Source organism: Pseudomonas sp. P4_C4 (assembly GCF_056402055.1).
In genome coordinates this window covers 113,306-131,727 of the sequence record NZ_JBFUID010000002.1, presented here as the reverse complement: position 1 = coordinate 131,727, position 18,422 = coordinate 113,306, and the positions used below count along the sequence as shown (strand labels likewise).

Annotated in this window: 19 protein-coding genes, 1 other RNA gene and 1 pseudogene; 9 read left to right on the top strand and 12 right to left on the bottom strand. The window is 60.8% G+C overall.

Annotation, left to right across the window (positions count from 1 at the left end; genetic code table 11):
* The first annotated feature begins 39 nt into the window (after nucleotides 1–39).
* The 3 genes from AC1DXW_RS02190 (at nucleotide 40) to AC1DXW_RS02180 (ending at nucleotide 1,804) form a co-directional block, all read left to right on the top strand.
* The gene (locus AC1DXW_RS02190) at nucleotides 40–960 is read left to right on the top strand and encodes an SPFH domain-containing protein (protein ID WP_046039079.1); all 921 of its coding nucleotides are present in this window, start codon (nucleotides 40–42) and stop codon (nucleotides 958–960) included.
* Nucleotides 961–968: 8 nt separating this feature from the next.
* On the top strand, nucleotides 969–1,418 hold the full coding sequence (locus AC1DXW_RS02185) for an NfeD family protein (protein ID WP_477759739.1): 450 nt from the start codon (nucleotides 969–971) through the stop codon (nucleotides 1,416–1,418).
* A 68-nt stretch (nucleotides 1,419–1,486) separates the two neighbouring features.
* Nucleotides 1,487–1,804, top strand: coding sequence for a DUF2388 domain-containing protein (locus AC1DXW_RS02180; RefSeq protein ID WP_477753086.1), 318 nt, complete (start codon nucleotides 1,487–1,489; stop codon nucleotides 1,802–1,804).
* A 110-nt stretch (nucleotides 1,805–1,914) separates the two neighbouring features.
* Here AC1DXW_RS02180 and gcvP read toward each other — a convergent pair whose 3' ends face one another.
* Nucleotides 1,915–4,788 carry an aminomethyl-transferring glycine dehydrogenase gene (gene gcvP, locus AC1DXW_RS02175; RefSeq protein ID WP_477753087.1) on the bottom strand — a complete coding sequence of 958 codons (2,874 nt, stop codon included), beginning with the start codon at nucleotides 4,786–4,788 and terminating at the stop codon, nucleotides 1,915–1,917.
* Between the two features lie 154 nt (nucleotides 4,789–4,942).
* Here gcvP and AC1DXW_RS02170 point away from each other — a divergent pair, with 154 nt between their 5' ends.
* Nucleotides 4,943–6,082, top strand: coding sequence for a DegT/DnrJ/EryC1/StrS family aminotransferase (locus AC1DXW_RS02170; RefSeq protein WP_477753088.1), 1,140 nt, complete (start codon nucleotides 4,943–4,945; stop codon nucleotides 6,080–6,082).
* Between the two features lie 113 nt (nucleotides 6,083–6,195).
* Here the strand turns inward: AC1DXW_RS02170 and gcvH are convergent, their stop codons facing one another.
* The 9 genes and pseudogenes from gcvH to AC1DXW_RS02125 all read right to left on the bottom strand — a co-directional run bounded on the left by gcvH (nucleotide 6,196) and on the right by AC1DXW_RS02125 (nucleotide 15,349).
* Nucleotides 6,196–6,579, bottom strand: a complete 384-nt coding sequence (gene gcvH / locus AC1DXW_RS02165; protein ID WP_477753089.1) for a glycine cleavage system protein GcvH — start codon at nucleotides 6,577–6,579, stop codon at nucleotides 6,196–6,198.
* 49 nt (nucleotides 6,580–6,628) lie between these two features.
* On the bottom strand, nucleotides 6,629–7,711 hold the full coding sequence (gcvT, locus tag AC1DXW_RS02160; protein WP_477753090.1) for a glycine cleavage system aminomethyltransferase GcvT: 1,083 nt from the start codon (nucleotides 7,709–7,711) through the stop codon (nucleotides 6,629–6,631).
* Between the two features lie 155 nt (nucleotides 7,712–7,866).
* Nucleotides 7,867–9,483: an ABC transporter permease gene (locus tag AC1DXW_RS02155; RefSeq protein WP_477753091.1), complete on the bottom strand. Its 1,617-nt coding sequence runs from the start codon at nucleotides 9,481–9,483 to the stop codon at nucleotides 7,867–7,869.
* A gap of 138 nt (nucleotides 9,484–9,621) precedes the next feature.
* Complete coding sequence (locus tag AC1DXW_RS02150; RefSeq protein WP_477753092.1) at nucleotides 9,622–10,626, bottom strand: extracellular solute-binding protein; 1,005 nt, start codon at nucleotides 10,624–10,626, stop codon at nucleotides 9,622–9,624.
* Nucleotides 10,627–10,873: 247 nt separating this feature from the next.
* Nucleotides 10,874–12,091 carry a 2-octaprenyl-3-methyl-6-methoxy-1,4-benzoquinol hydroxylase gene (locus AC1DXW_RS02145; protein ID WP_477753095.1) on the bottom strand — a complete coding sequence of 406 codons (1,218 nt, stop codon included), beginning with the start codon at nucleotides 12,089–12,091 and terminating at the stop codon, nucleotides 10,874–10,876.
* Nucleotides 12,092–12,100: 9 nt separating this feature from the next.
* Nucleotides 12,101–12,211, bottom strand: a pseudogene (locus AC1DXW_RS02140) (tetrameric acyl-CoA thioesterase); the annotation flags it as partial.
* Nucleotides 12,212–12,249: 38 nt separating this feature from the next.
* On the bottom strand, nucleotides 12,250–13,437 hold the full coding sequence (gene ubiH, locus AC1DXW_RS02135) for a 2-octaprenyl-6-methoxyphenyl hydroxylase (RefSeq protein WP_477759738.1): 1,188 nt from the start codon (nucleotides 13,435–13,437) through the stop codon (nucleotides 12,250–12,252).
* Nucleotides 13,434–14,768, bottom strand: a complete 1,335-nt coding sequence (gene pepP, locus AC1DXW_RS02130; protein WP_477754660.1) for a Xaa-Pro aminopeptidase — start codon at nucleotides 14,766–14,768, stop codon at nucleotides 13,434–13,436. Before pepP ends, ubiH begins: the two co-directional genes overlap by 4 nt.
* A gap of 26 nt (nucleotides 14,769–14,794) precedes the next feature.
* Nucleotides 14,795–15,349 carry a YecA/YgfB family protein gene (locus AC1DXW_RS02125; RefSeq protein WP_477754659.1) on the bottom strand — a complete coding sequence of 185 codons (555 nt, stop codon included), beginning with the start codon at nucleotides 15,347–15,349 and terminating at the stop codon, nucleotides 14,795–14,797.
* A 240-nt stretch (nucleotides 15,350–15,589) separates the two neighbouring features.
* Between AC1DXW_RS02125 and AC1DXW_RS02120 the strand changes: the two genes are divergently transcribed.
* The 4 genes from AC1DXW_RS02120 to AC1DXW_RS02105 all read left to right on the top strand — a co-directional run bounded on the left by AC1DXW_RS02120 (nucleotide 15,590) and on the right by AC1DXW_RS02105 (nucleotide 17,014).
* Nucleotides 15,590–15,799: a TIGR02449 family protein gene (locus AC1DXW_RS02120; protein WP_007982902.1), complete on the top strand. Its 210-nt coding sequence runs from the start codon at nucleotides 15,590–15,592 to the stop codon at nucleotides 15,797–15,799.
* The gene (locus AC1DXW_RS02115) at nucleotides 15,796–16,113 is read left to right on the top strand and encodes a cell division protein ZapA (RefSeq protein ID WP_477754658.1); all 318 of its coding nucleotides are present in this window, start codon (nucleotides 15,796–15,798) and stop codon (nucleotides 16,111–16,113) included. The genes AC1DXW_RS02120 and AC1DXW_RS02115 overlap by 4 nt, the downstream gene beginning before the upstream one ends.
* A 30-nt stretch (nucleotides 16,114–16,143) precedes the next feature.
* Nucleotides 16,144–16,322, top strand: a non-coding RNA gene (gene ssrS, locus AC1DXW_RS02110) — 6S RNA.
* Between the two features lie 86 nt (nucleotides 16,323–16,408).
* Entirely contained in the window at nucleotides 16,409–17,014 is a 606-nt protein-coding gene (locus AC1DXW_RS02105; RefSeq protein WP_477754657.1) for a 5-formyltetrahydrofolate cyclo-ligase, read from the top strand.
* Between the two features lie 35 nt (nucleotides 17,015–17,049).
* On the opposite strand, the gene AC1DXW_RS02100 is transcribed toward AC1DXW_RS02105, so the two are convergent.
* A complete protein-coding gene (locus AC1DXW_RS02100; RefSeq protein ID WP_007978897.1) occupies nucleotides 17,050–17,205 on the bottom strand; it encodes a hypothetical protein in 156 nt (51 codons plus the stop codon).
* A gap of 195 nt (nucleotides 17,206–17,400) precedes the next feature.
* Between AC1DXW_RS02100 and AC1DXW_RS02095 the strand changes: the two genes are divergently transcribed.
* Nucleotides 17,401–17,853, top strand: coding sequence for an EVE domain-containing protein (locus AC1DXW_RS02095; protein ID WP_477754656.1), 453 nt, complete (start codon nucleotides 17,401–17,403; stop codon nucleotides 17,851–17,853).
* Between the two features lie 156 nt (nucleotides 17,854–18,009).
* On the opposite strand, the gene AC1DXW_RS02090 is transcribed toward AC1DXW_RS02095, so the two are convergent.
* Nucleotides 18,010–18,417: a flagellar basal body-associated protein FliL gene (locus tag AC1DXW_RS02090; protein ID WP_477754655.1), complete on the bottom strand. Its 408-nt coding sequence runs from the start codon at nucleotides 18,415–18,417 to the stop codon at nucleotides 18,010–18,012.
* Nucleotides 18,418–18,422: the final 5 nt, after the last annotated feature.

Sequence of the window (18,422 nt, the reverse complement as noted above, 5' to 3'; positions counted from 1 at the left end):
TTGCAACTCCACAGACCCACACATCAACAAGGAATCGTTATGCAGATCGGTAGTGTGCTTTTACTTTTTGTCGGCCTGGTGGTCGCCATTCTGTTCATGGGTTTTAAGGTCGTGCCCCAGGGCTTTGAATGGACCGTTGAGCGTTTCGGGCGCTACACCAACACGCTCAAGCCGGGGCTGAACGTCATCATTCCGGTCATGGACCGCATCGGCCGCAAGATGAATGTGATGGAAAGCGTGCTGGATATTCCGCCGCAGGAAGTCATCACCTCCGACAACGCCACAGTGCAAATCGACGCCGTGTGTTTCTTCCAGGTGGTCAACACGGCCCAGGCTGCCTACGAGGTGAACAACCTCGAACATGCCATCCGCAACCTGCTGCAAACCAACATCCGTACGGTACTCGGCTCGATGGAACTCGACGCCATGCTCAGCCAGCGTGACGGGATCAACGAAAAACTGTTGCGCACTGTCGACGAAGCGACCGCGCCGTGGGGCATCAAGATCACCCGGATCGAGATCAAGGACATCAGCCCACCCGCCGACCTGATGGCGGCGATGTCGGGGCAGATGAAAGCCGAACGGATCAAGCGTGCCCAGATCCTCGAGGCCGAGGGCCTGCGCGCCGCAGCGATCCTGACCGCCGAAGGCAAGAAGCAGGCGCAGATCCTCGAAGCCGAAGGCAGTCGCCAGGCCGCCTTCCTGGAGTCCGAAGCCCGCGAGCGGCAAGCCGCGGCAGAAGCCCAGGCGACCAAAGTGGTGTCCGAAGCCATCGCCAGCGGCAACGTGCAAGCGGTCAACTACTTCGTGGCGCAGAAGTACATCGATGCGCTGGGCAAGCTGGCTTCGGCCAACAACAGCAAAGTGATCCTGATGCCGCTCGAGGCCAGTTCAATGATCGGCGCAGTCGGCGGCATTGGCGAAATCGTCAAGGCCACTTTCGATAACAAGAAAGCCTGAGGCGCGCCATGTGGGCATTTTTGCAGCACCTTTCGTTCTGGGACTGGTTGGCGCTGGGCACGGTGCTTTTGATTCTCGAAGTGTTCGGCGCCGGCGGTTACCTGCTGTGGATCGGCATGGCCGCGGCAGCCGTGGGCGTCTTGACCTTCCTGCTGCCGAGCTTGTCCTGGGAATGGCAGTTTCTGTTGTTCGGCCTGCTGTCGATCACCACCGCGTTGTACTGGTGGCGGCGTCAGCGCACGGCGATGCGTCCGAGCGATCAGCCGCACCTGAATCTGCGCGGCCAGGAACTGATCGGCAAAACCTTTGTGGTGCATGAAGCGATTATCGACGGTCGCGGCAAAATCAAGGTGGCCGACGGCGTGTGGATGGCCCGAGGACCGGACGCTGCACTTGGTAGCCGCGTGCGGGTGGTTGGCCAGCAAGGCGCGATCCTGCTGGTCGAAGCAGCGGAATAGGCGACCACGGAACTCGATTGGGGGTTGGCAATCCAACCGCGTAGTCAACCCAGTGGAGTCACCCTGTCATGCGTTTCAAACTTGCTGTCGCTACCGTCGCGCTGTTGTCCCTGCCTGTCGGTTCGGCGATGGCCGATACTTTTTGGCGTAACGTTCTTACCTCCGGTGCAACCACCGGTTCGAGCTATCTGACATCCAAGGATAACAAGATGGTCGTCGCGGCTCAGGACGATGCCAGCAGCTTCGTCGCCAGTGATGGCAGTATCCGCGGCCCGTACCTGGAAGCGGCCATGCAGAAAGTCCGCGCCGACAATCCTGGCCTGCAAGCCACGGACATGGAGTTGGCGAACGCGATTCTGGCGAAGAATGCCGTGGCTTCGAAGTAAGCGTTGCGAATGAAAAATGCCGCTCACATGAGCGGCATTTTTTTGCCTTGCGAACACAAATCCCATGTTCACCGAGCCCCCCCTGTGGGAGTCATGTGTTGCCTGGGAGGTCAGCGGTAATCATCCACCGGCACACAGGCACAAAACAGATTCCGGTCCCCATACACATTGTCCACCCGGTTCACTACCGGCCAATACTTGTGAGCCTTGGTGTGCGCGTCCGGCGTGACCGCTTGCACGATGCTGTACGGCCGCTCCCACACGCCGGTGATGTCGGCCAACGTATGCGGCGCACCTTTCAACGGGTTCTCTTCAGCCGGCCAGTTACCATTTTGCACCTCGTTGATTTCCGCGCGGATGCTCAGCATCGCCCCGATGAAACGGTCCAGTTCCGCCTTCGATTCACTTTCGGTCGGCTCGACCATCAGCGTCCCCGGCACCGGAAACGACATGGTCGGGGCATGGAAGCCGTAGTCCATCAGGCGCTTGGCCACGTCCTCTTCGGTAATGCCGGTCAACGCCTTGAGCGGTCGCAGGTCGAGAATGCATTCGTGGGCCACCCGCTCGTTGCGCCCGGTGTAGAGCACCGGGAAGGCACCGGACAAATGCCGCGCCAGGTAGTTCGCGGCGAGGATAGCCACTTCGCTGGCGTCCGCCAGTTGCGGCCCCATCATGGCGATGTACATCCAGCTGATCGGCAGAATGCTTGCGCTGCCCCAGGGCGCTGCGCTGACGGCGCCATTTTGCGGGTGCGGTCCGTCGATCGGCACCACCGGATGGTTGGCCACGAACGGCGCCAGATGCGCCCGAACACCAATCGGCCCCATGCCCGGCCCACCGCCACCATGGGGAATGCAGAAGGTCTTGTGCAGGTTCATGTGCGAGACATCGGCGCCAATATCGGCCGGCCGCGCCAGCCCGACCTGGGCGTTGAGGTTGGCGCCATCCATGTACACCTGACCGCCGTGATGGTGGATCACTTCACAGATTTCGCTGATGCCTTCCTCATACACGCCATGGGTCGAAGGATAGGTCGCCATCAGGCAGGCAAGTTTGTCTGCCGCCTGCGCGGCTTTTTCCTTGAGGTCATCGAGGTCGACGTTGCCCGCCTCGTCACATTCGACGATCACCACGCGCATCCCGGCCATTTGCGCCGACGCCGGATTGGTGCCGTGAGCCGACGAAGGAATCAGGCAAATGTCGCGGCCACCCTGTTGACGGCTCTCATGGTATTTGCGGATCGCCAGCAGCCCGGCGTATTCGCCCTGAGCACCGGAGTTGGGCTGCATGCAGATCGCGTCGAAACCGGTGATCGCGCACAGCCAGCGTTCCAGTTCTTCGATCATCAGCCCGTACCCGACGGCCTGTTCCTTGGGCACGAACGGATGAAGGTTGGCGAACTGCGGCCAGGTAATCGGGATCATCTCGCTGGTGGCATTGAGCTTCATGGTGCAGGAGCCCAGCGGGATCATCGATTGATTGAGCGCCAGGTCCTTGTTTTCCAGTTGCTTGAGGTAGCGCAGCATCTCGGTTTCGCTGTGATGGGCGCTGAACACCGGATGGCGCAGATAAGGCGAAGTTCGCGCCAGCCCTTCGGGAATTCCGCCAGGCAAGACTTCGGCATCCAGGGCGTCGATGCTGAGCCCGTGATCGGCTCCCAGAAACACGTCGAACAGCTTCGCCACGGTGCCTTCGTCGCAGGCCTCGTCGAGGCTCAGGCCCAGTTGGCCGCGCCCGAGAATGCGCAGGTTGATCTGTGCGGCCCGGGCACTTTCGATGATCGCTGTCTGGGCTCCGCCGACCTCCAGCGTCAGGGTGTCGAAGAAGTGCCGGTTGACCCGGGTGATACCGTTGCGTTCAAGTCCGGCGGCAAGGATGCAGGTCAGTCGATGAACCCGCTGGGCGATCCGCTTGAGCCCTTCCGGGCCGTGGTAGACCGCATAGAAACTGGCGATATTGGCCAGCAGCACCTGGGCCGTGCAGATATTGGAGTTGGCCTTCTCCCGGCGGATGTGTTGCTCGCGGGTTTGCAGGGCCATGCGCAGGGCGGTGTTGCCCCGCGCATCTTTTGAAACACCGATGATCCGCCCGGGAATCGCTCGCTTGTATTCATCGCGACTGGCAAAAAATGCCGCGTGCGGCCCGCCGTAACCCATGGGCACGCCAAATCGCTGGGACGAGCCGAACACCACATCGGCACCCAGTTCACCCGGCGGGGTCAGCAACAACAGGCTCAGCAAATCCGTGGCGACACATACCAGGGCCTGTTGCGCGTGCAGGTGATCGATCAGCGGCCGCAGGTCGTGGATTTCACCGTGGGTGTCGGGGTATTGCAGCAGCGCGCCGAACACCTGGTGCTGCTTCAAGTTATCCACAGCGTCGACGATCAGCTCGAAGCCGAAACCTTCAGCGCGGGTCTGCACCACGGAAATGGTTTGCGGGTGGCAGTTTTCGTCGACAAAGAACAGGTTGCTTTTGGACTTGGCGACCCGCTTGGCCAGGGCCATGGCCTCCGCCGCGGCGGTGGCCTCATCGAGCAGAGAGGCATTGGCCAGTTCCAGACCGGTCAGGTCGATGGTCAGTTGCTGGAAGTTCAGCAGCGCCTCGAGCCGCCCTTGTGCGATCTCCGGCTGATAGGGGGTGTATGCGGTGTACCAGCCGGGATTTTCCAGCACGTTACGCAGTATGACGGCCGGTGTGAGGGTGCCGTGGTAGCCCATGCCGATCAGGCTGGTCCAGACCTGGTTCTGCTCGGCATAACCACGCAGCTTGGCCAGCGCGGCCTCTTCATCGAGTGCCGGGGGCAGGTCCAGCGCCCGGTTGAGGCGGATGCCCGGCGGCACCGTTTGCTCGATCAATTCGACCCGACTGCCCAGGCCGAGGCTGTCGAGCATCGCCTGTTGCTCGGCGGCATCGGGTCCGAGGTGACGGCGCAGAAAGGCATTGGGGTCGCGTAACTGGCTCAGGGACGGCAATTGGGACATGACGGGCTCTCTCTTGACTGGCGCTCGGCGTCGATGCAACACGGTCAAAACAGCATAGCAGTCGATCTTCGCGTGGATGACGTGGCGCGGTCGACCAATCCGGATCATCATGTCCGTCGCCAACTTAATGTCCGCTGATCGGGTGACTGTATCCATGAGCCAACTGCCTTTCCTGCCGTTTTCCAAACCCACCATCGATGAAGCCACGATTGCCACCGTCGGCGAGGTATTGCGCTCGGGCTGGATTACCAGCGGCCCCAAGGTCCAGGCCTTCGAAGCGCAACTTTCGGAGTATTTCGGTGGGCGCCCGGTACGCACCTTCAATTCCGGCACCTGCACCATGGAAATCGCCTTGCGCATTGCCGGGGTCGGGCCGGGCGATGAAGTGATCACTACGCCGATTTCCTGGGTGGCCACCGCCAACGTCATTCTGGAGGTCGGCGCCACCCCGGTGTTTGCCGACATCGACCCGGTGACCCGCAATATCGATCTGGATCAACTGGAAGCGGCGATTACCCCTCGCACCAAAGCCATCATCCCGGTGTACCTCGCCGGGTTGCCGGTGGACATGACGCGGTTGTACGCCCTGGCGAAAAAGCACGGCCTGCGGATCGTCGAAGATGCGGCCCAGGCACTCGGCTCCAGCTGGAACGGCCAGCGCATTGGCTCGACGGGGGATTTCGTGTCCTTCAGTTTCCAGGCGAACAAAAACGTCACCTCCTCCGAGGGCGGTTGCCTGGTGCTGAATACGGCCGAAGAAGTACGACTGGCAGAGAAGTACCGGCTGCAGGGCGTTACCCGCAACGGCTTCGATGGCCTGGACGTCGACGTGCTGGGTGGCAAATTCAACATGACCGACGTCGCCGCGGCCATTGGCCTTGGGCAATTCGCTCATATCGAAACCATTACCGCTCATCGCCGTGACCTGGCCCGGCACTATTTCGCCTGCTTTGGCGAGGATTTCGAAGCGCAGTACGGCGCGCAATTGCCTCCGGCGGATTTTACCCACAGCAACTGGCATTTGTTCCAGCTGGTATTACCGGAACGTACGGACGGCAAACCGGCGCGGGCGACTTTCATGGAGCAGATGCAGGCATTGGGTGTCGGGATCGGCTATCACTACCCGCCGATTCACCTGTTGAGCCTTTACCGCGAGCGTGGATTCAAGGAAGGCATGTTCCCGGTCGCCGAGCGGGTCGGTCGGCTGATTGTCTCGCTGCCGATGTTCACGGCGATGAGCAAAGCCGATGTCGAGCGTTCGGTGGCGGCCGTGAAGGCCGTCTTGCGGCCTTGACTCAGCCTTGATTCGGCCTTTGTAGGAGCTGCCGGAGGCTGCGATCTTTTGACTTTGATTTTAAAAACAAGATCAAAAGATCGCAGCCTTCGGCAGCTCCTACGGGGCGAGCATTACTCGCCGATGGCAGCCTTGTAGCCGGCAGCATCCAGCAGTTTTTCCAGCTCGGCGGTGTTGCTTGGCTTGATCTTGAAGATCCACGCGCCGTACGGGTCGCTGTTGAGCAGTTCCGGCGAAGCGCTCAGCTCTTCGTTGACCGCGATCACTTCACCGGCAATCGGGGAGTAGATGTCGGAAGCGGCTTTAACCGATTCAACGACACCCGACTGATCACCGGCAGCAAACACGTTGCCGACTTCAGTCAGCTCGACAAATACCACATCACCCAGCGCTTCCTGCGCGTGATCGCTGATGCCCACGGTGACGGTGCCATCGGCTTCCAGACGTGCCCATTCGTGACTTTCGGCAAAACGCAGGTCGGCAGGGATATCGCTCATGTTCTGTGTCCTCAGGAAAAGGGTCGGCGGGCATGCCCGCCAGAAAAGGTTAGATCAAGGTTTTGCCGTGACGTACGAAGGTCGGTTTGACCACTCGGACCGGGTACCACTTGCCACGGATTTCCACTTCAGCGCGGTCGGCAGTAGCCATCGGCACGCGCGCCAGTGCAATCGACTTGCTTAGCGTAGGAGAGAAACTACCACTGGTGATCTCCCCTTCGCCAACATCGGCGATACGGACCACCTGATGAGCACGTAAAACCCCGCGCTCCTCAAGGACCAGACCGACCAGTTTGTGCTGCACACCGGCGGCCTTTTCGGCTTCCAGGGCCTTGCGCCCGATGAACTGCCGGGTGGCAGGCTCCCAGGCGATGGTCCAGGCCATATTGGAGGCCAATGGTGAAACATCTTGCTGGATGTCCTGACCGTAAAGGTTCATGCCGGCTTCGACCCGCAAGGTATCCCGTGCGCCAAGGCCGATGGGAGAAATCCCGGCTCCGACCAGATCGTTGAAAAAGCCGGGCGCCTGATCAGCGGGCAGAATGATTTCCAGGCCGTCTTCGCCGGTATAACCGGTGCGCGCGATGAACCAGTCACCATCGGGCAGGCCTTCGAAGGGCTTGAGTAGCTGGATCAGGTTGCCGCGGGACTGGCTGACCAGCTCGGCAATTTTCTGCCGGGCGTGGGGGCCCTGGATGGCCAGCATCGCCAACTCGGAACGTTCGCGAAGTTGCACGTCGAAACCGTCGAGATGCGCTTGCATCCAGGAAAGGTCCTGATCGCGAGTGGAGGCGTTGACCACCAGGCGATAACCCGCATCGAGACGGTAGACGATCATGTCGTCGACGATCCCGCCCTGCTCGTTGAGCATGGTGCTGTACAACGCACGGCCGGGGCTGTGCAGGCGTTCGACATCATTGGCCAGCAAATGCTGAAGCCAGGCTTTTGCCTGGGAGCCACCGACGTCGATCACGGTCATGTGGGATACATCGAAGACACCGCAATCGCGGCGCACCTGATGGTGTTCCTCGACCTGCGATCCATAATGCAGAGGCATGTCCCAACCGCCAAAATCGACCATCTTCGCGCCAAGTGCGAGATGAAGGTCATACAGAGGCGTACGCTGTCCCATGGGTTTCTCCTTCCGGGCGTGGCGAAGGTGCGGGCAGGTGCTGCACGGACTGAATGCCTTGAAACAAGGGCCTTCAGCCGATTTCAGCTACCTGGTCTGTCAGACGGACCGCACCGAATGCCGCGCATTGTAGCCGCAAGGTGTAGGACTGACACCTAGCTGTTTCGATGTGCTGAACGCCGAATCAACCCGATGACCGGTAACAGCCCGACCAGCACCAGGGTCAATGCCGGCAAAGACGCCCGCGCCCATTCGCCTTCGCTGGTCATTTCGAAGATTCGCACCGCCAGCGTGTCCCAGCCAAACGGGCGCATCAGCAAGGTTGCGGGCATTTCCTTGAGCACATCGACGAACACCAGCAGCGCGGCGCTCAGCGTGCCGGGTAATAACAACGGTAGATACACTTTGAAAAACAGTCGTGGCCCACTGACGCCCAGGCTACGTGCCGCTTCGGGCAAAGATGGCCGTATACGTGCCAGACTGCTTTCCAGTGGCCCATAGGCCACCGCAATGAAGCGCACCAGATAGGCCAGCAACAACGCCGACAGACTGCCCAGCAGCAGCGGCTTGCCCGCGCCACCGAGCCAGCCCGAGAGCGGGATCACCAGCTCGCGATCCAGGTAACTGAACGCCAGCATGATCGACACCGCCAGCACCGAACCGGGCAAGGCGTAACCCAGGTTGGCCAGACTGACCCCGGAACGAATGACCCGGGTGGGCGCCAGTCGTCGGGCGAATGCCAGTAACAAGGCAACGCTTACGGTGATCAACGCCGCCATCGCCCCCAAATACAAGGTATGGACGATCAACCCGGTATAACGCTCGTCGAGATCGAAGCGCCCACGCTGCCAGAACCACACCATCAGTTGCAGCATTGGAATGACAAAGGCGCAGGCAAATACCAGCCCGCACCATGTCACGGCTGCCAGTGCCTTGAAGCCTCGCAGGTGATACAGCGCCTTGACCCGTGGTCGCTCGTTGCTCGCCCGGTTGGCCCCGCGAGCACGCCGTTCGCCATACAGCACTAGCATCACCACCAGCAGTAACAGACTGGCCAGTTGCGCGGCGGATGACAGGCTGAAAAAACCATACCAGGTCTTGTAGATGGCCGTGGTGAAGGTATCGAAATTGAACACCGACACGGCGCCGAAGTCCGCCAGGGTTTCCATCAGTGCCAATGCCACCCCTGCACCGATGGCTGGCCGCGCCATGGGCAGAGCTACCCGCCAGAACGCTTGCCAGGGCGATTGGCCAAGGACCCGCGCCGCCTCCATCAGGCCTTTGCCCTGGGCGAGGAAGGCCGTGCGGGCCAGCAGATATACATAGGGATAGAAAACCAGCACCAACACCACAATCACCCCGCCCGTGGAGCGCACGCGTGGCAGTCGCAGACCACTACCGAACCACTCGCGCAGCAGGCTTTGCACGGGCCCGGCGAAATCCAGCAGGCCGACAAACACGAACGCCAGCACGTAGGCCGGTATCGCGAAGGGCAGCATCAGCGCCCAATCGAGCCAGCGCCTGCCGGGGAATTCACAAAGGCTGGTCAGCCAGGCGAGGCTGACGCCCAGCAGGGTGACTCCCGCACCGACACCAAGCACCAGCGTCAGCGTGTTGCCCAGCAGGCGCGGCATCTGCGTGTCCCACAGGTGGGACCAGATTTGAACGTCGATGGTTTGCCAGGAAAGCAGCAGAACGCTCAGGGGCAACAGGACCAAAGCCGCGATGGCGAAGACGACTGGATACCAGCGGCGTTGGGCGGGATGGGCCAAGGAAAAGCTCTCTGGATAAATCTTGGAGTTTAGGGAAAACGCAAAAAGATCGCAGCCTGCGGCAGCTCCTACATTGGGTTGATGATCACCCTGTAGGAGCTGCCGAAGGCTGCGATCTTTAGCTTTTTTAAAACCGACTCAGTTCCAGCCAGCCCTGTCCATCATGCGGATCGCTTCAGCCTGGCGCTTGCCGGCAATTTCCACCGGCAAGGTATCGGCAATGAATTTGCCCCAGGCCGCCACTTCTTCAGACGGTGCCACCGCCGGGTTGGCCGGGAACTCCTGGTTCACGTCGGCAAAGATTTTCTGCGCTTCAGGGGTGGTCATCCACTCCACCAGGGCCTTGGCCGCTTCCGGGTGTGGCGCGTGTTGTGTCAGGCCGATACCTGACAGGTTGATGTGTACGCCACGGTCAGCCTGGTTCGGCCAGAACAGTTTCACCGGCAGGTCTGGTTTCTGCTTGTGCAGGCGACCGTAGTAGTAGGTGTTGACGATTCCAACGTCGCACTGGCCGGCGTTGATCGCTTCCAGCACGGCGGTGTCGTCGGAGAACACGTCGGTGGACAGGTTCTTGACCCAGCCCTTGAGGATTTCCTCGGTCTTCTCGGCGCCGTGCACTTCGATCATGGTCGCGGTCAGGGACTGGTTGTAGACCTTCTTCGCCGTGCGCAGGCACAGGCGGCCTTCCCATTGCTTGTCGGCCAGCGCTTCGTAGGTGGTCAGTTCACCCGGCTTTACCCGATCAGTGGAGTAGGCAATGGTCCGCGCCCGCAGGCTCAGGCCAGTCCAGGCATGAGAGGCGGCCCGGTATTGCAGCGGAATGTTGGCGTCGATGGTTTTCGAGGTGAACGGCTGGAGGATGCCCATCTGCTCGGCCTGCCAGAGGTTGCCGGCATCGACGGTGAGCAGCAGGTCGGCCGGCGTATTCGCGCCTTCGGCCTTGAGCCGCTGCATCAGCGGCGCTTCCTTGTCGGTGATGAACTTCACCTTCACACCGGTCTTGGCGGTGTAGGCATCGAATACTGGCTTGATCAGCTCGTCGATTCGCGAGGAGTAGACCACCACCTCGTCAGCGGCCTGGGCGGCGGTGCTGCCGATCAGGGTCAGGGCCAGTGCGGTCAGTAGACGCGTTGGTGCCAACATGGGAGCGGTCCCTCGATTGAAAATGAGGGCAAATGATAAGGACTCACATTTAGGTTCTCAATCGAAGCTGCCAGCGGAGGAGTTACGAGATGTTGCTTGAGCTGGAGTATGAGGTGACCGAGCTGCCACCATCGCGAGCAAGCTCGCTCCCACAGGGTTCTCCAGCGTTCACACAAATTGCATTAACACCTGAATTCCTGTGGGAGCGAGCTTGCTCGCGATGGGGCCTTTAACCTCAACAAAAATTTCAGGCCTTGGCCAACGCCGGCAAATCCCCGGTCAACCCCAACGCCTCACGCACGAACAGCGCCTTGGCTTCCGGCATTTTCTCAACCATTTTCAACCCGGTATTACGCAACCAACGCACCGGCAACGGATCGGCCTGGAACAGTCGCTCGAAGCCTTCCATCGCCGCCATCAGTGCCAGGTTGTGAGGCATGCGCCGACGCTCGTAACGACTGAGGACTTTCACATCTGCCAGACGTTCGCCTCGTGTTGCCGCTTGCAGCAACACTTCGGCCAGCACGGCGGCATCGAGGAATCCGAGATTCACACCCTGCCCAGCCAACGGGTGAATGGTGTGGGCCGCGTCACCGATCAACGCCAGACCTTCAGCCACATAACGTTTGGCATGCCGCTGACGCAGGGGGACACACAGGCGCGGGTCGGCGCTCAGTACTTCGCCGAGCCGACCTTCAAAGGCCCGCTCCAGCTCCTTGCAGAAACCCTGGTCATCCATTGCCATCAGACGTTCGGCTTCGCCGGGCGTGGTTGACCAGACGATCGAACACCAATTCTGTTGGCCATCGCGCTCAAGGGGCAGAAATGCCAACGGACCGTTGTCGGTGAAACGCTGCCAAGCCGTCATTTGATGCGGTTTGGCGCAACGCACGCTGGTGACGATGGCATGGTGCAGATAATCCCATTCGCGAGTCACGACCCCGGCCAGGCGCCGCACCGCCGAGTTGGCGCCATCCGCTGCGATCACCAGCGGCGCGCGCAGGGTGCGGCCATCGGCCAGGGTCAGCAGCCAGTCATCGCCGGAGCGGCGCATCTGTTCCAGGCGCGCATTGGCCAGCAACCCCAAATCGCAATCGTGCAGGCGCTCGAGCAAGGCATCCTGGACCACGCGGTTCTCGACGATATGCCCCAGCACCTCGGCATGCACGCTGGCCGCCGAGAAGTGGATTTGCCCGGTGCCGCTGCCATCCCAGACCTGCATGTCGGTGTAGGGGCTGCTGCGCCGCCCGGCGATACCATCCCAGACGCCGAGGCGTTCGAGAATCCGCTGGCTGGCGGCCGACAGGGCGCTCACCCGCGGTTCAAACGCGGCCTGAGCGTTAAACGGTTTGACGCTCATGGGGCTGCCGTCCAGCAGCAGGACTTCCAGCCCGCTGTCCTGCAACGCCAGCGCCAGGGCGCTGCCGACCATTCCGGCTCCGACAATCAGCAGATCTGCGCGCATTTCCATGCTTTAAGCCTGTCTCTCTTGCGGCTTGAGCCGCACGTAAAGGGTTTTTCCGACCCGCGCCACCAAGTGGCCGGCGCCGTCATGAATGTCGACCTGCAATTGCGGCAGGTATTTTTATCAATCGCGCCTTGCCGAATCGGCGGATCAACCAGTTACGCACCTGGACGCGTACCCAAACCCATCGCCTGTCGGGCAAACCAGCGTTTGGCCGGTGGCAACAGGTCGAGGCCGAGCAGTCCGATGTTGCGCCCCAGGGATACCAGCGGCTGGGTACTGCCGAACAGGCGCGTGACCTGATCGGAGAAACCCACGGTGAGGTCCTGATCGAGACGCTGGCGTTCGCGATAGGCCTGCAACGTGGCGAAGTCGCCCAATGGTTTTTCGCTGGCGAGCAAGGTATCGGCCAGGGCCTGGGCATCGCGCAGGGACAGGTTGAACCCCTGGCCGGCAATCGGATGCAGGCTGTGCGCCGCGTTGCCGAGAATCGCCAAATGCGGGCGCACCTGTTCTTCAGCCTCGACCAGTGTCAGCGGATACAGATGCCGCGCACCGACCTGTTTCAACGTACCAAGGCGATATCCGAACACCGCCTGCAACTCGCTAAGGAAACTGCGTTCATCCAGCGAAGCCAAACGTTGCGCATCCATCCCCAGGCGGGTCCAGACCAGTGCGCAGCGGTTTTCCGGCAGCGGCAGCAACGCCATCGGGCCTTCGTCGGTGAAACGCTCGAAAGCCATGCCGTTGTGGGCTTCGCTCGGAGTGATGTTGGCGATCAGCGCGCTCTGGTTGTACGGACGCTTCCTGATGCCGATCCCCAATTGCTCGCGCAGACCGGAGCGGCCACCATCGGCGAGCACCGCGAGGTCGCATTCCAGAGTGGTTTCATCGTTGAGGGTCAGGCGATAGCCATCGGTCAGCGGCTCCATGCGGGTGACTTCCGCCGGGCAGCGCCAACTGATCACGTCCTTGTCCACGCCTTGCCAAAGGCATTGGCCGAGCCAGGCGTTTTCAACGACATAACCCAGCGCAGGAACGCCCTCTTCCATCGCCGACAACCGCGCCGTCGAGAAACGCCCACGGTCGGAAACATGAATCTGCTTGATCGGCTCGGCGCGGCGGGAGATTTCCTGCCAGACACCCAGCCGTTGATAAATTTGCCGGGAGCCGAAGGACAACGCCGAAGAACGGGCGTCATAACTCGGTTGATACGTGTCGCCGGGGGCGAACGGTTCGATCAGCACGATTTTCCAGCCCCGGGCCTTGGCTCCAGCTTGCAAGGCCAGCGCCAGACTCGCACCGACCAGCCCGCCACCGATAATTGCCAGATTGACTCGACTCATGCCGTTTGTGTCCGCGCGGCGGCCATCAGGGCCTCGATCTCGGCGACCGTTCTCGGCACGCCGCCCGTCAATATTTCACAACCGGTTTTGGTGACCACTACGTCGTCCTCGATGCGCACGCCAATGCCGCGCCATTTCTTCGCCACGCTCTGGTTGTCCGCAGCGATATAGATCCCCGGCTCCACGGTCAGCGCCATGCCGACTTCCAGCACGCGCCATTCGCCGCCGACCTTGTATTCGCCGACGTCATGTACATCCAGACCCAGCCAGTGGCCGGCGCGGTGCATGTAAAACGCTTTGTAGGCTTCGCTGGCAATCAGTTCGTCGACGTCGCCCCGGAGCAGTCCCAGCTTGACCAGCCCGGCCGTGATGACCCGGACCGTGGCTTCATGCGCCTGATTCCAGTGTTTGTTCGGGGCGATTTCGGCAAAGGCAGCCTCTTGGGAAGCCAGCACCAATTCGTAAATCGCTTTCTGTTCCGCTGAATACTTGCCGCTGACCGGAAAGGTCCGGGTGATGTCGCTGGCGTAGCAGTCGATCTCGCAACCGGCGTCGATCAGCACCAGATCCCCGTCCTTGAGCACTGCGTCATTCTGCTGGTAATGCAGGATGCAACTGTTGCGCCCCGCCGCGACGATCGACCCGTAGGCCGGCATCTTCGCCCCGCCCTTGCGGAATTCGTAATCGAGCTCGGCTTCCAGGCTGAATTCGTGCAACCCGGCGCGACAGGCCTGCATTGCCCGCACGTGCGCCCGGGCGGAAATCCGCGCCGCCTCGCGCATCACTTTCACTTCTGCCGCCGATTTATACAGGCGCATGTCGTGCAGCAGATGATCCAGGGCAACGAATTCGTTCGGCGGCTGGGCACCGAGGTTGGCCTTGGAGCGGATCACGTTGATCCACTCCATCAGGTGGCGGTCGAATTCGGGGTTGCTGCCCATGGCCGAATACACCCGGTCACGGCCCTCGATCAGGCCCGGCAGGATGTCGTCGATATCGGTGATCGGAAAGGCGTCGTCGGCGCCGAAGTCGCGAATCGCGCCTTCTTGCCCGGCACGCAGGCCATCCCACAACTCACGCTCGGCGTTGCGCTCGCGGCAGAACAGAATGTATTCGCCATGCACTCGCCCCGGCATCAACACCAGTACGGCCTGGGGCTCGGGAAAACCGCTGAGGTACTGGAAGTCGCTGTCCTGGCGGTAGACGTGCTCGACGTCGCGGTTGCGAATGGCCACCGCGGCGGCGGGCAGGATGGCGATGCTGTTGGGTTCCATCTGCGCCATCAGGGCCTTGCGGCGACGGCTGTATTCCGATTTCGGGATGTGGATCATGGGCAGATGGCGTTCCCTGGCAACGATTAGTGCAGCGACGGTTTGGCGGCCGGCATGTCTTTTTTGGTCTCGGAGAACAGCAGCAACGGCGCGACGCGCAGGTACTCCATGACTTCCATATAGTCGGTTTCGCCGTCTTCGGACTCTTCCAGCGCGTCTTGCACCTGGGAAATGGCGGCCAGATCCTGCAGCACTTCGGTGGCCTCGGTGCTCAGTGCGCTGCTGTCACGGCAGTTCAGGCCGAAGCCGCTGAGGAAGCCCTGGCACCATTGGCCCAGTGCGGCGGCACGCTCGATGAGCGGAGCGTCGTCAGTTGGCAGCAACAGAACGACCGTCACGTCATCACCAGTGAGCTCGCCTTCAACCATCTCTTGCAGGCCGATCAGGGCACTGCGAACGTTGGCTTGAGGCTCGCTTTCGAGCAGTTCGGCGGCGTCGATCAGCCAGCCTTCGGCATCGAAACCGGCACCGGCGCAACTGCGACCGAGCAGCAGGCCGTGCAGTTCGGCAGGCGAGACGTTGTGACCGCTGGAAGTCAGCAGGGTGGCGAAGGCTTGGTACGGGGAATTCTGAATGGTCATGGGTAGCTAGGCGCCAGACGGCGCTATGTCTAGAATGAAGGCCTTGTATCCTACATCGACTACCCCTGTAGGAGCGAGCTTGTTCCGGGCGGCGTTCCGACGATGGTCGTCAACGATAACGCTGGGTACCTGACACTCCGCGGCGTTCTCAAGTTCATCGTCGGAACGCCGCCCGGAACAAGCTCGCTCCTACAGGGGTCCGCCCGCTACCTCCGGTCAGACACGAACTCAGTGGACACAATGGAAGACACCGATCTGCAAGCGCTGATGGCCAGACTCGAACTACTGATTACCCGAGTCGAGCAACTTAAGAGTCAAAACGGACTCTTACTAGCTCAGGAAAAGACCTGGCGCGAGGAACGCGCGCACCTCATTGAAAAAAACGAAATCGCCCGGCGTAAGGTCGAATCGATGATTTCGCGCCTCAAGGCCCTGGAGCAAGACTCATGAGTTCAAGCAATAGCGTCACCGTGCAGATCCTCGACAAAGAGTATTCGATCATCTGCCCTCAGGAAGAGCGCAGTAATCTGATCAGCGCCGCCCGTTATCTGGACGGCAAGATGCGCGAGATCCGCAGCAGCGGCAAAGTCATCGGCGCTGACCGTATCGCCGTGATGGCAGCGCTGAACATCACCCACGACCTGCTGCACAAGGAAGATCGCCCGGATATCCAGGCCAGCGGTTCGACCCGCGAACAGGTGCGCGACCTGCTCGATCGCGTCGATCTGGCGCTTGCCACCGATCCGGACGTCACCAAAGGCTGATTCGCGCCACCACTTGCGGTATAATCCCCTCACTCCCTGGGGTGCTTGCCAGTTGGCGATGTCCCTGAGCCGATTTGCTATACCCTGGAGGTTGCACGTTGGGCTGGTGTGCATGTCCGCTAGACGGAAAGCCTTAAAGCCTACTGCATCTTCCACCTTGAACTTTCGGGTTCAAGGGCTAAGTCGACAGCGGCACATTCGGGGAGCCTGATTTCAGTCCAATGCCGGTTTTGATACCGGCATTGGCGTTTTTACGGGTACGCTCCACGTATCCGCATTGTTGAAGCCCGAATACATGACCGAACCTGCGCTGCTCCCCCGCCCGCAACTTCGACGCATGCTGCGCAAGGCCCGCCGCGCACTGACACCCAGTCAGCAGCGCCAGGCCGCTCGCGGGCTGTACAAGCAATTGGCCCAGCAACCGCTGTTCCGCCGCGCCAGACACATCTCGCTCTACCTGCCCACCGACGGTGAAATCGATCCGCGCCTGTTGCTGCGCGCCGCGCAGCGCCGGGGCAAAGCCACCTATCTACCGGTGCTGAGCGCCTGGCCGCGAACCAAAATGGTGTTCCAGCGCATCCGTCCCGGGGAAAAACTCAAACCCAACCGCTTCCGCATTCTCGAACCACGGGCCAACCTCGCCCGGCAACGCAAGATCTGGGCGCTGGACCTGGTGCTGTTGCCATTGGTGGGGTTTGACGATGTCGGCGGACGTCTGGGAATGGGCGGCGGCTTCTACGATCGGAGCCTGGCCTACCTGGCGCGACGAAATGACTGGCGCAAGCCGACGCTGTTGGGGCTGGCCCATGAATGTCAGAAGGTGGGGCGATTGGCTCAGGCAAGCTGGGATGTGCCGCTGCAAGGAACGGTGACGGACAAGGCCTGGTATTACGCAGGCTAGGCGCCACTTCGATCAGCGGCGCCGAGGCAACAGGATCAGCGCTTGAAGGCGGTCGACTGTTGCTGCAATTGGGCGAGCTCGACTGGTGCATCGGTCTTGCTGGCCCACAGGCTTTGGGCATAGCCAGTGGTCACGACGCCAAGGCCAAACAAAATGACCAAAATCCATAGTAAATCCGGTTTGCGTTTCATCGATTACCCCCCAAAGGCATATCTACACGATGACAGCAGCGGTTTCCGTTTATAGGCCGTGCAGCAGCGTCAAGCTTTAAAGGCCGGCATTTTGCGACAACGTGAACCGCTGCGCAAATGCTGACGTCAACCGACTGTCGGTTTGTCATAAAATCGCCGACAAGCGGCTCAATCACCTCGCAAGGAGCAAAAGACATGGCCTATTGGCTGATGAAATCCGAGCCCGACGAACTCTCGATAAAAGGACTGGAAAAGCTCGGAAAAGCGCGCTGGGACGGAGTTCGCAACTATCAGGCACGCAATTTCCTGCGGGCCATGGCAGTGGGGGACGAGTTCTTTTTCTACCATTCCAGCTGCCCTGAGCCGGGCATCGCCGGAATCGGCAAAATTGTCGAAGCCGCGTATTCGGACCCGACGGCACTGGAGCCGGAGAGCCATTATTTTGACCCGAAGGCCACCCCGGACAAAAATGCCTGGAGCGCGATCGATGTCGCGCATGTCGAGACGTTTGTCCGGGTGTTGAAGCTGGATTACCTGAAGCAGCAGACGGCGCTGGCCGAGTTGCCGCTGGTGCAGAAAGGCTCGCGGCTTTCGGTGATGCCGGTGACGCCGGAGCAATGGGCGGCGGTGATTGCCTTAAAGCCTTGAGTCATTTATCGCCTGGACTGGCCTCATCGCGAGCAAGCTCGCTCCCACAGGATTCTGCAGTGGACATGTAATTGTGCTGCAACACAAATCCAATGTGGGAGCGAGCTTGCTCCGGGCGGCGTTCCGACGATGACGCCAGCTCACGCAATAGAAGACTTACTGAATGATGAGGTTATTGAACAACAAATCCTCAACCACCGGCTTACCGGTTTCATCATTCATGATCTGCCGGGTCTGTTTCAAGGCTTCCTGACGCAGCTTTTCCTTGGCCTCGACGTTGTTCATCGTCTCGGTAGTCTGCTGGGCGAACAGCGCGACCAATTGATTGCGGATCAAAGGTTCATTGGCCTTCACCGCTTTGGCCGCCTCGTCACCGGTCACCCGCAACGCCACATCGGCCTTGTAGACCTTCAGTTTCGGCGTGCCGTCCAGCCCGTAGTTACCCACGAACGGCGGGCTCAGGGTGATGTAACTGACCTTCGGAGCTGTATCCTCTTTGGCTTCTTCGGCCACCGCTGTCACAGGCAGAGACAGGGCCAGCATCAACATGATCCACGCTTTCAAAATTC

Coding starts and splice junctions, on each gene's coding strand:
- AC1DXW_RS02190 (WP_046039079.1), top strand. CDS start 40: ATGCAGATCGGTAGTGTGCTTTTACTTTTTGTCGGCCTGGTGGTCGCC.
- AC1DXW_RS02185 (WP_477759739.1), top strand. CDS start 969: ATGTGGGCATTTTTGCAGCACCTTTCGTTCTGGGACTGGTTGGCGCTG.
- AC1DXW_RS02180 (WP_477753086.1), top strand. CDS start 1,487: ATGCGTTTCAAACTTGCTGTCGCTACCGTCGCGCTGTTGTCCCTGCCT.
- gcvP (WP_477753087.1), bottom strand. CDS start 4,788: ATGTCCCAATTGCCGTCCCTGAGCCAGTTACGCGACCCCAATGCCTTT.
- AC1DXW_RS02170 (WP_477753088.1), top strand. CDS start 4,943: ATGAGCCAACTGCCTTTCCTGCCGTTTTCCAAACCCACCATCGATGAA.
- gcvH (WP_477753089.1), bottom strand. CDS start 6,579: ATGAGCGATATCCCTGCCGACCTGCGTTTTGCCGAAAGTCACGAATGG.
- gcvT (WP_477753090.1), bottom strand. CDS start 7,711: ATGGGACAGCGTACGCCTCTGTATGACCTTCATCTCGCACTTGGCGCG.
- AC1DXW_RS02150 (WP_477753092.1), bottom strand. CDS start 10,626: ATGTTGGCACCAACGCGTCTACTGACCGCACTGGCCCTGACCCTGATC.
- AC1DXW_RS02145 (WP_477753095.1), bottom strand. CDS start 12,091: ATGCGCGCAGATCTGCTGATTGTCGGAGCCGGAATGGTCGGCAGCGCC.
- ubiH (WP_477759738.1), bottom strand. CDS start 13,437: ATGAGTCGAGTCAATCTGGCAATTATCGGTGGCGGGCTGGTCGGTGCG.
- pepP (WP_477754660.1), bottom strand. CDS start 14,768: ATGATCCACATCCCGAAATCGGAATACAGCCGTCGCCGCAAGGCCCTG.
- AC1DXW_RS02125 (WP_477754659.1), bottom strand. CDS start 15,349: ATGACCATTCAGAATTCCCCGTACCAAGCCTTCGCCACCCTGCTGACT.
- AC1DXW_RS02120 (WP_007982902.1), top strand. CDS start 15,590: ATGGAAGACACCGATCTGCAAGCGCTGATGGCCAGACTCGAACTACTG.
- AC1DXW_RS02115 (WP_477754658.1), top strand. CDS start 15,796: ATGAGTTCAAGCAATAGCGTCACCGTGCAGATCCTCGACAAAGAGTAT.
- AC1DXW_RS02105 (WP_477754657.1), top strand. CDS start 16,409: ATGACCGAACCTGCGCTGCTCCCCCGCCCGCAACTTCGACGCATGCTG.
- AC1DXW_RS02100 (WP_007978897.1), bottom strand. CDS start 17,205: ATGAAACGCAAACCGGATTTACTATGGATTTTGGTCATTTTGTTTGGC.
- AC1DXW_RS02095 (WP_477754656.1), top strand. CDS start 17,401: ATGGCCTATTGGCTGATGAAATCCGAGCCCGACGAACTCTCGATAAAA.